Raw genomic sequence first — 11,701 nt, 5'->3', positions numbered from 1 at the left:
TTCATTCTACCACAGGGGGCTGTATGAACTCCTTTTTATTTCCCTAAAGTGTTGCACTTGATAGTATAATTCACCGAGCGATAAAAAAGAGCGGAACCGTCAGGTTCCGCTCTTTGGGCAATCATTCGGAGAGCGCATTTGCATGAAAAACGCTCAGTTTTTGTACGGCGGGCACTGATACCGGCGCTTTCCGTCCGTGGCCTTTCCGTATTCAATGGCGCCGGCGGGGCAGCCGCACAGACAGGCCATGCAATGCGTGCACCGTTCGCCCCAGATGGGCCGTCCGTCCTGCAGGGCAATATTCCCCAGCGGACAGAGCGAGGCACACTTGCCGCAGCTCACACAGGCATCGGTGGTTCGGAAGGGCTTGGTTTTAATGAAAAAGCGGTACATTCCCTGGTTGACCGGGCCGGATTTCAATTTATCCAGAATTCCGGCACGGGGAGAAGAAAGCGTTTCTCCCGCGGCAATTTGTTGGGCTGCCTGTTGAAGCACCGGCAGCGCGGCGGCAATTTTTTCTTCCGCTTCGCCAGGTTTCGGCGCAGGAAACAAAACCAGGTAATTGTCGGGCATCACTATGGGCAGAAGGCCTTTAAAGGAGAAGCCTTTTTCATTGCACAGCGCGGCAATGCTTTGCACGGCGTTGCCCGTTTCACCGCCGCAGGTCAGAACGAAATAAGCATCCCGGCTGCCGGAAAAGCGGCCCGCGCGAATGAAGTCCGCGAACACGCGGGGCATCTGCCAGGCATATGTGGGGCACACAAAGACCCAGGGCTTTTCGCTGGCCAGTTCAGCGGCAATCTGGTCCCGAAGGAAAGAAAATGCGTCCAGTGTGGTATCGTTTAAGTGTTCCGCCAGGCATTGAGCACAGTACCGGCTGTTTCCGGTGCCTGAAAAACAGACGATCATCCAACCCCTCCAGTGAAGCAAACTGTTTGCGCATGTGCTTGAAAGAGCACATCGATTTGTCCTTATGATAGCACACCGCGGCTGCTTTTCAAAGAGAAATCTGTTTTGAAAAGTTTTACAGTGGGAAGATTGCATCCGTGCTTTTTCCGGGGTATGATGAAAGAGAGCAGGAGGGGGCTTTTATGAAGATTTGGATGTCCCCGCAGATTCAGGCGGGCAGGAATCATTTTCTTCACACCATGGGCGGCAGCCTGGGAATCGCGCTTTTGGGCGTTCTGCTGGCGGCAGGCGGTTCGGTCTGCATGATTCGCCGGGGCATGTCCATGCGCACCTGGTCGCTGTTTTTGTGCGTAGCGGTGACGGCTCTGCTCATCGGACTGGCAGTACGGCTGGGGCGCCGGTCTGCAAGAGACGCCATTGTTTTCTTCCTGGACGAACAGGACCATTTGTTTTGGGCAGACACACGGACCTTGTGTCGCGGCAGAAGTGTGACGGGCGCCACCCGGCATGCGGCCGATGCACAGCGCTGGCTGGAACGCATCCGCAATCGGCAGACCGTGCCGCCGGGTGCGATGGAAGTGCTGAAAGTAGAGCGTATGCGCGAAAATCCCCATGACTACGCGCTGATCTGCCAGGTGCGGAAAAACGGCCGCGTGTTCCGGTCCGGCTGTACCGTTTTGAAGGGGTACGAGGATGAGGACTGGCTCATTCGGGAACTGGAGCGGAGGAGAGGCTGGGAAAACCAGCTGGAGCAGCGAGAAGATCCTTCCGCTGCGGGAATGGCGGTCTCCGGGCTGCTTCTTTTGTGCAGTGTGGCCGTGTGCTTTTTCAGCCATCCGGCGCAGGCGCGGCTGCCGCAGAATTTTTATTTTCCCGCGCTGGCTCTGGCCGGGGTTGGCGCGGCCGCACTGCTGTATTGGAGTGTACGGCGGCATCGAAACGAGTAACCGATGAAAGAAAAGGAGCGATTGACATGAGAAAGAATTTTGGAGCAAAGGCCTGGACCTATCCGCAGCCGGTATTTATCCTGGGTACTTATGACGAGAATGGTGTTCCCGACGCCATGAATGCCGCATGGGGCGGAATCAGTGACGATCAGGAACTTTCACTGTGCATCAGTGCAGGGCATAAAACCACCCGGAATATTTTGGCGCGGAAGGCCTTTACAGTGAGCATGGCCGATGCGGCACATGTGACGGAGTGCGATTATGTGGGCATCGTTTCCGGAAACGATGTGCCGGACAAACTGGCAAAAGCCGGGCTTCACACCAGCGCTTCGGAATTTGTGGATGCGCCGCTGATCGATGAATTGCCCATGGCGGTGGAATGCCGGCTGCGCAGCTATGACCCGCAGACAGGGCGCCTGGTGGGCGAGATCGTGAACGTCAGTGCCGACGAGCGCATTCTGGGACCGGACGGGAAAATCGACCCGGACCGTTTGGCGCCCATCACCTTTGACCCGGTCAATAACACGTATCGCAAGTTGGGCGAAAAAGTGGGCAATGCGTTTCGGGACGGAGCGCGGCTGAAATAAAACCGGATCCGGGCCAGGATTCAAAAGGGGAGAGAACAAGCCATGTGTGCGGAGGAATACAAGCTGGAAATTTTTTTGCCGGAAAGCCATTTAAAGCCCGTGCAGGCCGCTTTGCAAAAGGCGGGTGCGGGCCGCATCGGCAATTACGAGGGCTGCATGTCCTGCAGCCCGGTTACCGGCTGCTGGAGACCTTTGGAGGGCGCACAGCCGCACACGGGGCGTGTGGGCGAAATGTGCTGTGCACCGGAATGGAAATTGGAGACCGTATGCCGTGCCGATCGATTGGAAGAGACGCTGGCAGCTGTTCGCGCGGTTCACCCATACGAAGAGCCGGTCATTTATGTGCTGCCGCTGTGCCGCCCGGTCACCGGAAAAGCGGTGGAGGTAGTGGCAGCTCTGCTTTGGCAGGGCGACCGCTTTTTGATCTGCCAGCGCCCGGCACACAAGGCACGGGGTTTGCTGTGGGAGTTTGTGGGCGGCAAGGTTGAACCGGGGGAAACCAAGGAGCAGGCGCTGGCGCGTGAGTGCCGCGAGGAATTGGCGGTGACCGTGGCGGTGGACGACATCTTTATGGAAGTGACCCATGCCTATCCGGACTTGACCGTGCATCTGACGCTGTTCCATGCCAAAATCCTGCAGGGAGAGCTTCAAAAACTGGAGCACAACGATTTGCGCTGGATCACGGTGGAAGAGATCGACCAGTATCCGTTCTGCCCTGCCGACGAAGTCATTCTGGAAAAGCTGCGCCGTACGCACGGGGCAGAAACGGCACGGTGAAAGGAGAGAACCCTATGCGGCTTCCTTTTGTTAAAAGAACTCTGGATCGCACTTTTTTGATCTTGTGTCCGGTGGAACAATGCGAACCGATGATGAACCTGCTGGAACTGGCTTTCCCCAGCGGAAAGCGGACCGCTCCCCGCCGCCTGGTTCTCCGCAATGCGCAGACAGAAATTACATTCACCTGCCTTTCCTGTGCAGGATGGGATGAGCAGGAAAGGCAGACCACGGCATGGATTCGGAAGCTTGTTGTACGGTACGGCAAGGTTCAAAGCCCGGGGCCGAGAGCGCAGGCCCTGCTGGACAGGCTGTATTCCTGTGGCGGGGTGGTCCGGATGGATGCATCCTGCGTCGGGCGGGACCTTCCCCGGATGAGTGAGTCCGTTACGGGTGTGGCGTGCGAATGCGCAAGAGCGGTGCGGGGACTGGTGACGGACCTCTCAGGCAGTGTGTACGACGAAAACTTTCGCCTGCTGCTGGATTGGAATGGGGCTGCTGACCCGCAGGCAACCCTTCCGCCCATGGACCTATGCCCGCAGCCTGTCTGGAACGAGACACCGGCGGAACTGCTGCTGCGGAAAAAACGTTCGATGGAAATTTTGCGTGCACGGCAGCTTCCGGTGAACGAGGAGCTGCCGGTCATCTGGCCGGGCAGCGCACGCACGGTTGAGGCGGTGTGCCGCCGTGCGGTGGCTTTGCTGGTGGTAGCGCTGTACTCCGAATGTCGATTGGACGAGGAGGACCCGCTGGACCACGAGCAGGCCAGAGCATATGTGCAGCCCATTCTTGAGACCTATCAGGCGGAGGATTTCTTTTCTCCGAAGGAATGGGCGTATCTGGAAAATCCGGCTTCCAGCAGGATGGAACAGATCCAGTTTGCGTGGCAGTATGAAAATGTGTGGGTGATGGAATGGGCCTTGGGCCTGACCGATGAACTGCCCTGGCCCGACCGCATCTGTGATGTGCCGCGTGCTGCCGGCATCATGCGCGAGCATTATGGGATGGAGCAGCTAATACAGGCTGCCCGCCTTCGTCCGCAGTCAGAGCTGCTGGATGCGGCGGATTTGATTTATCGCCTTCACTGGTGCTGCAATCAGGCCCGGTTGCAGGGCACCGCGCCGCAGAGCCTGGATGCAGGCGTTGTGATGGAACGCCACCGGGGTTTGTTTTGGGTGGCGGGCTGTGATGGTGCCGTTGAATGGGATGATGTAAACCTTTCCACCTGACAGAGATGCAGACCGAAAGGCCTTCCGCAGCGGAAGGCCTTTTTTTAGATGCGTTGCGTGCATTGCCAGATGAGACTGCCCATGCTATGATAAGCCTGTCACATCGATGCAGAGAGGGGAAGCGATATGATTTTTTTGATTGCGGGAGCATCGCATACGGGGAAAACCGCCCTTGCGCAAAAGCTTCTGGAAAAATACAGATATCCTTATCTTTCCATTGACCATTTGAAAATGGGCCTGATCCGAAGCGGATATACATCGCTCACCCCTGTGAGCAGCGACCGGGAATTGACAGATTATCTGTGGCCGGTGGTGAGGGAGATCATCAAAACCGCCATCGAAAACAAACAAAACCTTATTGTGGAGGGATGCTACATCCCCTTTGATTGGGAAAAAGATTTTCCGGCGGAGTACCGCGAGCAGATCCGGTACCGCTGCCTGGTGATGAGCGAGGGGTACATCCGCCGCCATTACCGGGATATTCAACAATACGCCGGGGTGGTGGAGCATCGACTGGACGATTCGTCCTGTACCATGGAAACGCTGTTGCGTGACAATACCGAAACGCTGGAGATGTGCCGTAAATACGGTGCAGAGTACATTCTGATCGACGAAAACTATCACGTGGATTTTTGATTGTGCCAAGCCAAAGGAGGAACCGCTATGCCGCTGCACATTGTGCGAAATGATATTACGACAATGAAAGTGGATGCCATTGTGAACGCTGCCAACGAAAGCCTGCTGGGCGGCGGGGGTGTGGACGGCGCCATTCACCGCGCCGCCGGGCCGGATCTGCTGAAAGAGTGCCGGACTTTGGATGGATGCAGGACCGGCCAGGCCAAAATAACAAAAGGCTATCGGCTGCCTGCCGATTACGTCATCCACACCGTGGGCCCTGTCTGGCGCGGCGGCGGTGCGGGAGAACGACAGCTGCTGGTTTCTGCCTACCGGAACTCTCTGGAATTGGCGGCGGCCCATTCCTTCCGGACCGTGGCTTTTCCCCTGATTTCTTCCGGGGTGTACGGCTATCCCAGAGAGCAGGCCTTCCAGGTTGCGGTGGACACCATTGGCGATTTTCTGCTTTCCCATGAAATGACGGTTTATCTGGTCATCTTCGACCGGGCCGCCTGTGCCATTGGCGAAAAGCTTTTTGACGACATCACCGCCTACATTGATGACCGCTATGTGGAAGAACATACGGATCTCCATGCGGAGCACAGCCGGCAGGCCATGGTGCTTGCCGCTTCACCTGCCGCAGCTGCGCCCGAATCTCTGGCTGAAGCGCTGGACCGGCTGGACGAGAGTTTTTCCCAGATGCTGCTGCGCAAGATCGACGAATGCGGTATCACCGATGTTCAGTGCTACAAACGGGCCAATATTGACCGAAAACTCTTTTCAAAAATTCGGTCCGATGTTCATTACAAGCCATCCAAACCCACTGCCATGGCCTTTGCCGTTGCTCTGGAACTGCCGCTGGAAGAAGCCCGGGAACTGCTGGAAAAAGCGGGATTTGCCTTTTCTCATGCCAGCAAGTTCGACATCATTGTGGAATATTTTATCACACATCAAAATTACAATATTTTTGAAATCAACGAGGCTCTGTTTGCGTTTGACCAGAGCCTGTTGGGAGGTTGACGCGATGCCCCGTGCCGATGTAACACAGATGCCCTTTGCCAAGCTCTATCCGTTGCTTGTGAATAAGGCCGAGAAAAAGGGCCGTACCCGGCAGGAAGTGGATCAGGTGACCGCGTGGCTCACCGGATACACAGCGCAGGACCTTGCCCGGCTGGAGCAGTCCTCTGTCAGCTATGGCGAGTTCTTTCGCAACGCGCCGGCCATGAACCCGAACCGTATGTATATCACAGGCAAGGTGTGCGGTGTTCGGGTGGAGGAGATCGAAGATCCTGTGATGCGCGAAATTCGCCGGCTGGACAAGCTGGTGGATGAACTGGCCAAAGGAAAAGCAATGGAGCAGATTTTGCGAAAAGGCTGACAGGATGTTACATGGGGAGATTGTGGCCTGTTGAGGGGCATGCAACCGATTGTTGCCGGGCAGTTGGTAGAAAAATGCCGGTTGTTTGGGTACAATGCCCCTAGGAGGTGGTCACCATGACAGTGGGCGAACGACTGAGGGAGTGCCGATTCAGACAGGGGCTTTCCCAGGAAAAAGTTGCGGAGCTTTTGGGAGTCAGCCGACAGGCCGTGACCAAGTGGGAAAGTGGAAAGAGCTTGCCCTCGTCTGAAAATCTGCTGGCGCTCGCATCTCTTTACGGAGTTTCTTTGGACGAGCTGGCCGGCGCAGGCGCCAAAGAAAAGCAGGACCGGACCATTCTGCACAAAAATCTGACGCTGCTGGCAATTATCTGCCAGGCCGCGGCGCTGAATATTTGCATTCAGCCGATGCCGCCGTCAGAATACGGACTGCCTGCCGCTGTGATTCTCGCCGTCAAACTGATCCCTCTGGCCGCATGCTCCATCTGGATGGCATTCAATTTGAACTACGAGAAAGACTTGGCTCAGCGCAGGAAAAACAACAGGATCGAATTGTGTTACTGCCTGCTTCAGGCTGTAATCGCCTGGGCCGGCTTCCGTTTTCAGCTCGGGATGGCGGGAACGCTGGCTGTGCTGGGCGTGTGCTTGGTTTATATTTTTGTCATCAATCCCAAATACATGCGAAGAACGCTATTCAGACAAACACCTCGCCATTGAAAAATTTGTCGCCTGCTGCGCGACCTTTGAAACGTGCGATCCCCCTATACTGTGCTTGTAACCAATCACACAGTACAGGGGGATTTTCTTATGAAACAGAATTTGACGGAACTGGTATTTCTTTTGGACCGCAGCGGTTCCATGCAGGGGCTGGAGGGAGACACCATCGGCGGGTTCAATTCCATGCTGGAAAAGCAGAAAAAAGAACCCGGACAGGCGTTTGTCTCCACCGTCCTGTTTGACGACCGCCTTACAGTGCTCCACGACCGCGTGGCTGTGGAAAAAGTCAGGCCCATCACCGAAAAGGACTACTGTGTCCGGGGCTGTACCGCTCTGCTGGACGCCATCGGTGAGACGGTCCGGCACATTGGAAATATCCACAAATACGCCCGAAGCGAGGATGTGCCGCAGCACACACTTTTTGTGATCACCACCGACGGCATGGAGAATGTCAGCCGCCGCTATTCGGCTGCGCAGATCCGGAAGATGATTCGGCGCCAACAGGAAACGTACGGCTGGGAATTCCTCTTTCTGGGAGCCAACATCGACGCAGCAGAAACGGCGGGCGAACTTGGAATCGGCCCCGACCGGGCGGTGAATTATCATTGCGACAGCGCGGGGACCCGGCTCAATTACGAAGTGGTAAGTCAGGCGGTGGCGGCTGTTCGATGCAGCGCTCCTTTGGGCGAACATTGGAAGGATGCCATTGAGGCGGATTTTCAAAACCGAAAACCCAAACAATAAAAGGCCGCCCGGGAAACCGGGCAGCCTTTTTACAGTTCACCGGCCTGAATGCGCCGCTTCAGGTCCAGCACTTTTTCTTCAATTTTTTTCATAACCAGGAGAAATTCGCTGTCTGCTTTGCCGCTGGGGTCATCCAGCCCCCAGTCCTCCCGGTGGGAACAGGGCATGGTCGGACACTGGACATTGCAGCCCATGGTGACAACAATGTCCACAGCGGGCAGGTCGGACAAGGGTTTGTTGTATTGGGTCTGTTCCATGGAAATGCCGTAAACCTGCTTCATCAGACGCACCGCGTCCGGATTGATTCGCGCGCCGGGCTCGGTGCCGGCGGAAAAGCTTTCGAATACATCGCCGGCCAGTTTTTTGCCCAGGGCCTCGGCCATCTGGCTGCGGCAGGAGTTGTGCACACAGAGAAAGGCCACCTTGGGTTTGGCGTGTCCGGCCGCCGAGAAAGGGCAGCGACGGCCGATGCACTGGGGGTTCCGACTGCTGTAGGAACAGACGGGCACGGTCCGCTCCATCTCCACCCCCAGATGCTCCCGGACAAAATCTACAGCGGCCAGAATGGATAGAAAGGAATCCCGTTTGCAGCATCGGGGCCCGCCGTTTTTTCCAATGCTCTCCAGTGCACAGGCGGTCATGCGGTTGCTCAGACCCCAGGGTTCCCGGGCCAGGGGAGTGGACGCTGTGACAATGGACAGAAACTGCCCGGCGCTGATCCCTGCGCCACAGGCACCCCAAAAGCCGCATGCTCCGCCGGGAACAGACCGGCCCCGGCTGTACATCTCTCGAAGAGCGGGTTCCAGCTCAAGACGGCCGCCGGCGTTCCGGTAGGCTGTGAGCAGGGCAGCCCCCACCATCACATGATGTTCCGGTCCTTGCGGATGGCAGAAGGGCAGTTCCATCATTCGCCGGACAATGGCCACCGGGTCGGAGGAAGTCTCTGAGAGGCAGAGACCGAAAATGCTGTCCATCCCCTGCATGTGGCAGTCGCTGCAAACGTAATGGCCGTTTTTGCAGCGGGTCTTGCTGGGTTCTCTCCGATGGCAGACAGCGCATTCCATGACTTCGTCCTGTGTCAGGTATTCCAAAGGGGCTTGGCAAATCAGGCATTCTTCTGTATTCAAAGTTCCGTCTCCTCCCATTTGTGCAGTGCAGCCAGTTGCTCCGGCGTGTGGAACCAGTGTTCGCCGCCTTCCAGTACGGTAAGCCGGGCGCTGTGCCGCCGGGCATACGCTTCCACCGTTTGGCGGGAGATCATCTGGTCGGCACTTCCGCAGAGAATACAGGTGGGGCAGTTCCAGCCGAACACCGGATGCTCCCGCACCCAGCACAGATATTTCCAGGACAGGGTCTGACCAAAAGAGGTGGTGATTTCACCCTGCTTTTGCAGCTGTTCTTGCGTCACGCCGACCCGGCGCATCATGCTGAAAATCAGGTCTTCCATCTCCAGCACGGGCGAGACCAGCAGGGCGCGGGCAGGTGCCGGGAAAGACAAGCGGGCAAAGTAGGCGCCAATGCTGGTCGCCCGGAGAGAAACCGTTTTCCAGCGCGTTTGGGCAAAATCCAGCGCGGCCTGAATGTCCGGTACAGCCGCCCAGGGGGTCAGCTCCTCGCGGCGGCCGCGGCGCTCGCCGTGGCCGGGAAGGTCGATGGACAGCACCTGTCCGCCCCTGGCGCAGACCAGCTGTGCGAAGGGTTCTGCTTCTTCCTTGCAGCCCATCTGTCCGTGCAGAAACAGATAACCCTGCTCGGCGGGTTCCCCGTACAAGACAGCGGGGACAGAGCCGATTGAAAATCGATGTATGTTCATGGGGTTGTTCCTCCTTCGTTCAAATCTGCGCGGATTCGCTCCAGGGCGGTTCCAAGCCCGTCAAAGCCTGCGCAGCGGCTGGTCCGGGTGTTGACGGCATGGTCCAGCAGAGGCTGAGCCCGGCGGGATGTGTCCAGGCACAGATCCAGCGCCATCACATCCTCCCAGGCCCGGTTCAAAAATGCCACCTCCCGGCGGCCGTGGGTACGGGTGATTTCAAAAGCACCGGCCCGCCGAAGATACGACTCGGACGAAAAGGAGTCAAATCCGGCCTCGTTCAGGCTTTCGGTCAGCCCCGTCCGAAACAGCCCGGGAAGGTCCGTCCGAAGGAAGGAGGCTACGTCATAGAGTACAAAGGTATACCGGCTGTGGCAATGGACGGCCAGCAGGCATTTGCGTCCGCGCAGATCGATCACATGCAGATCCCAGCACAAGCGCGGATCCGGTTCTGTGCCGTAGGGCGGTGTTTTCACTTTCAAAAAGCGCTGCAGCGGAAATGTCAGGCCCAGTTCCATCACTTCACCTCATGCGGAATGACGACTTTTTCCACCCGGAGAGTTCCGTCTGCGATTTCCGCCGCCATCATGGTGATTTTCTGGTGAAAGCGGCGGGGGCCGCAGGAACCGGGATTGAGCCAGAGAACGCCGCCTTTTTCTGTTTGCGAATATTTGTGCGAATGGCCGAATACCACCACATCCACTCCGCTGAGATCAGCGGGAACGTCCTTTTGGTTGTGTACCAGAAAGAAGACAAGTCCGCCCAGGGCAACGGTGCGGTTGTGGGGAATGTGCTGGGCCCATTCCTTGTCATTGTTCCCGCGGACAACATAGAGCGGAGCATACTGTTCCAGTGCGTCCACGATGCTCTGTTTGTTGATGTCGCCGCCATGCAGGATGGCGTCAACGTTTTTCAGCTGTTCCGTGACTTCGGGCCGCAGAAGGCCGTGTGTGTCAGAGAGGATGGCAAGTTTCATAGAGCGTCTCCCTTCCAAGCTCGTTCGGTGTTCCCGCCGGGGAGCACCGCTGCATAACGTTGCACAGGACGTTTCGGCCTGCAGTGCTTTCAGTATATCAGATTTTTTGTTTTGCTGGAAGAAATCATTTTCTCTCTTGACATTGACGTACCGTCAACTGTTACACTGTCTGTGAGGAGGGATGGACATGGAGTATTCCATTCAGGAACTGTCGCGCCTGTCCGGGGTGACCACCCGCGCCCTGCGCTGGTACGACCAGATCGGCCTGCTGAAGCCCGGTCGGGTGGCGGAGAACGGCTACCGCTACTACGGTGAGGCAGAGGTGGACCGCCTGCAGGACATTTTATATTATCGGGTCCTCGGGGTGGAGCTGGCCAAAATCAAAGAGTGTCTGGACGATCCCTCCTTTGACCGGCTGACTGCTTTGCGAAGCCACCTGTCTGCTCTGGAGGCAGAGCATGAGCGGTTGGAGAAACTGATCCGGTCGGTGAAAGATACCATCGGAGCAGAAGAAAGGAATGAGAAGATGCGCGACGAGCAAAAGTTTGAAGCATTTAAAAAACAGGCCGTAGAACAAAATGAAAAAACTTACGGCGCGGAGATCCGCACCCGGTATGGAGATGCCCAGGTGGATGAGGCCAATGCCGCGATGATGAATTTGACGCAGGCGCAGTACCGGGAATGGAACGAGCTGGGACAGGAGATTCAAATACGGCTGGAAGCCGCTGTGCAGGCGGGCGCCTCGCCGGAAGGGGAGGATGGAAAAGCAATCACCCAGCTCCATCGCCGATGGCTCACTCTTGTGGGGCCCCGGTACGACCCGGCCAGGCACCGTGGCATCGCGGAACTTTATGTGATGGATGAGCGCTTTACTGCCTATTACGACAAACAGGTTTCGGGCTGTGCCCGCTTTTTGCGGGATGCGGTGGTCCATTGGGCAAACAGTGAATTGTCAAACTAAGTGCAACAGGAATTGAGTTCAAAGTCCCATAATTCCCGGGCAGAATGGAAGTTAA

General features: G+C 56.9%; 15 protein-coding genes and 1 pseudogene. 10 read left to right on the top strand and 6 right to left on the bottom strand.

The features are described 5' to 3' along the window. Positions 1-153 precede the first annotated feature (153 nt). Complete coding sequence (locus tag WMO24_RS03205) at positions 154-909, bottom strand: EFR1 family ferrodoxin (protein WP_349214892.1); 756 nt, start codon at positions 907-909, stop codon at positions 154-156. A 182-nt stretch (positions 910-1,091) separates the two neighbouring features. Between WMO24_RS03205 and WMO24_RS03200 the strand changes: the two genes are divergently transcribed. From WMO24_RS03200 to WMO24_RS03160, 9 genes are all read left to right on the top strand, one after another. Then, a complete protein-coding gene (locus WMO24_RS03200; protein ID WP_349214891.1) occupies positions 1,092-1,856 on the top strand; it encodes a hypothetical protein in 765 nt (254 codons plus the stop codon). Positions 1,857-1,882: 26 nt separating this feature from the next. Continuing rightward, positions 1,883-2,443, top strand: a complete 561-nt coding sequence (locus WMO24_RS03195) for a flavin reductase family protein (protein WP_349214890.1) — start codon at positions 1,883-1,885, stop codon at positions 2,441-2,443. A 378-nt stretch (positions 2,444-2,821) separates the two neighbouring features. After that, positions 2,822-3,220: a (deoxy)nucleoside triphosphate pyrophosphohydrolase gene (locus tag WMO24_RS03190; RefSeq protein ID WP_349214895.1), complete on the top strand. Its 399-nt coding sequence runs from the start codon at positions 2,822-2,824 to the stop codon at positions 3,218-3,220. Positions 3,221-3,234: 14 nt separating this feature from the next. Further along, entirely contained in the window at positions 3,235-4,446 is a 1,212-nt protein-coding gene (locus tag WMO24_RS03185) for a DUF4272 domain-containing protein (RefSeq protein WP_349214889.1), read from the top strand. A gap of 126 nt (positions 4,447-4,572) precedes the next feature. Beyond that, complete coding sequence (locus WMO24_RS03180) at positions 4,573-5,082, top strand: zeta toxin family protein (RefSeq protein WP_349214888.1); 510 nt, start codon at positions 4,573-4,575, stop codon at positions 5,080-5,082. Between the two features lie 27 nt (positions 5,083-5,109). Next, entirely contained in the window at positions 5,110-6,081 is a 972-nt protein-coding gene (locus WMO24_RS03175) for an O-acetyl-ADP-ribose deacetylase (RefSeq protein ID WP_349214887.1), read from the top strand. A 4-nt stretch (positions 6,082-6,085) separates the two neighbouring features. Next, on the top strand, positions 6,086-6,439 hold the full coding sequence (locus WMO24_RS03170; protein WP_349214886.1) for a DUF2200 domain-containing protein: 354 nt from the start codon (positions 6,086-6,088) through the stop codon (positions 6,437-6,439). Between the two features lie 116 nt (positions 6,440-6,555). Continuing rightward, on the top strand, positions 6,556-7,155 hold the full coding sequence (locus tag WMO24_RS03165; protein ID WP_349214885.1) for a helix-turn-helix domain-containing protein: 600 nt from the start codon (positions 6,556-6,558) through the stop codon (positions 7,153-7,155). A 90-nt stretch (positions 7,156-7,245) separates the two neighbouring features. After that, the gene (locus WMO24_RS03160; RefSeq protein WP_349214884.1) at positions 7,246-7,899 is read left to right on the top strand and encodes a vWA domain-containing protein; all 654 of its coding nucleotides are present in this window, start codon (positions 7,246-7,248) and stop codon (positions 7,897-7,899) included. Between the two features lie 29 nt (positions 7,900-7,928). Here WMO24_RS03160 and WMO24_RS03155 read toward each other — a convergent pair whose 3' ends face one another. The 5 genes and pseudogenes from WMO24_RS03155 to WMO24_RS03135 all read right to left on the bottom strand — a co-directional run bounded on the left by WMO24_RS03155 (position 7,929) and on the right by WMO24_RS03135 (position 10,685). Beyond that, a complete protein-coding gene (locus WMO24_RS03155) occupies positions 7,929-8,369 on the bottom strand; it encodes an arsenate reductase ArsC (protein WP_349214894.1) in 441 nt (146 codons plus the stop codon). Beyond that, a pseudogene (locus tag WMO24_RS03150) lies at positions 8,361-8,873 on the bottom strand (DUF5714 domain-containing protein); the annotation flags it as partial. The pseudogene WMO24_RS03150 and the gene WMO24_RS03155, both read right to left, overlap by 9 nt. Before the next feature lie 149 nt (positions 8,874-9,022). Continuing rightward, the gene (locus tag WMO24_RS03145) at positions 9,023-9,712 is read right to left on the bottom strand and encodes an alpha/beta hydrolase (RefSeq protein ID WP_349214883.1); all 690 of its coding nucleotides are present in this window, start codon (positions 9,710-9,712) and stop codon (positions 9,023-9,025) included. Then, a complete protein-coding gene (locus WMO24_RS03140; protein ID WP_349214893.1) occupies positions 9,709-10,227 on the bottom strand; it encodes a DUF6933 domain-containing protein in 519 nt (172 codons plus the stop codon). Before WMO24_RS03140 ends, WMO24_RS03145 begins: the two co-directional genes overlap by 4 nt. Further along, complete coding sequence (locus tag WMO24_RS03135) at positions 10,227-10,685, bottom strand: metallophosphoesterase family protein (protein WP_349214882.1); 459 nt, start codon at positions 10,683-10,685, stop codon at positions 10,227-10,229. Before WMO24_RS03135 ends, WMO24_RS03140 begins: the two co-directional genes overlap by 1 nt. A gap of 187 nt (positions 10,686-10,872) precedes the next feature. On the opposite strand from WMO24_RS03135, the gene WMO24_RS03130 reads away from it, so the two are divergent. Further along, on the top strand, positions 10,873-11,646 hold the full coding sequence (locus WMO24_RS03130; protein ID WP_349214881.1) for a MerR family transcriptional regulator: 774 nt from the start codon (positions 10,873-10,875) through the stop codon (positions 11,644-11,646). Positions 11,647-11,701 lie beyond the last annotated feature (55 nt).

The organism is Ruthenibacterium intestinale, from assembly GCF_040096265.1.
Classification (GTDB): domain Bacteria; phylum Bacillota; class Clostridia; order Oscillospirales; family Ruminococcaceae; genus Ruthenibacterium; species Ruthenibacterium komagatae.
This window is presented reverse-complemented; position numbering and strand designations above follow the sequence as displayed.

What these genes read in the sequence shown, in the direction of transcription:
- WMO24_RS03205 (WP_349214892.1), bottom strand. Translation starts at nt 909, where the DNA reads ATGATCGTCTGTTTTTCAGGCACCGGAAACAGCCGGTACTGTGCTCAA.
- WMO24_RS03195 (WP_349214890.1), top strand. Translation starts at nt 1,883, where the DNA reads ATGAGAAAGAATTTTGGAGCAAAGGCCTGGACCTATCCGCAGCCGGTA.
- WMO24_RS03140 (WP_349214893.1), bottom strand. Translation starts at nt 10,227, where the DNA reads ATGGAACTGGGCCTGACATTTCCGCTGCAGCGCTTTTTGAAAGTGAAA.
- WMO24_RS03175 (WP_349214887.1), top strand. Translation starts at nt 5,110, where the DNA reads ATGCCGCTGCACATTGTGCGAAATGATATTACGACAATGAAAGTGGAT.
- WMO24_RS03135 (WP_349214882.1), bottom strand. Translation starts at nt 10,685, where the DNA reads ATGAAACTTGCCATCCTCTCTGACACACACGGCCTTCTGCGGCCCGAA.
- WMO24_RS03180 (WP_349214888.1), top strand. Translation starts at nt 4,573, where the DNA reads ATGATTTTTTTGATTGCGGGAGCATCGCATACGGGGAAAACCGCCCTT.
- WMO24_RS03170 (WP_349214886.1), top strand. Translation starts at nt 6,086, where the DNA reads ATGCCCCGTGCCGATGTAACACAGATGCCCTTTGCCAAGCTCTATCCG.
- WMO24_RS03160 (WP_349214884.1), top strand. Translation starts at nt 7,246, where the DNA reads ATGAAACAGAATTTGACGGAACTGGTATTTCTTTTGGACCGCAGCGGT.
- WMO24_RS03145 (WP_349214883.1), bottom strand. Translation starts at nt 9,712, where the DNA reads ATGAACATACATCGATTTTCAATCGGCTCTGTCCCCGCTGTCTTGTAC.
- WMO24_RS03200 (WP_349214891.1), top strand. Translation starts at nt 1,092, where the DNA reads ATGAAGATTTGGATGTCCCCGCAGATTCAGGCGGGCAGGAATCATTTT.
- WMO24_RS03165 (WP_349214885.1), top strand. Translation starts at nt 6,556, where the DNA reads ATGACAGTGGGCGAACGACTGAGGGAGTGCCGATTCAGACAGGGGCTT.
- WMO24_RS03130 (WP_349214881.1), top strand. Translation starts at nt 10,873, where the DNA reads ATGGAGTATTCCATTCAGGAACTGTCGCGCCTGTCCGGGGTGACCACC.
- WMO24_RS03185 (WP_349214889.1), top strand. Translation starts at nt 3,235, where the DNA reads ATGCGGCTTCCTTTTGTTAAAAGAACTCTGGATCGCACTTTTTTGATC.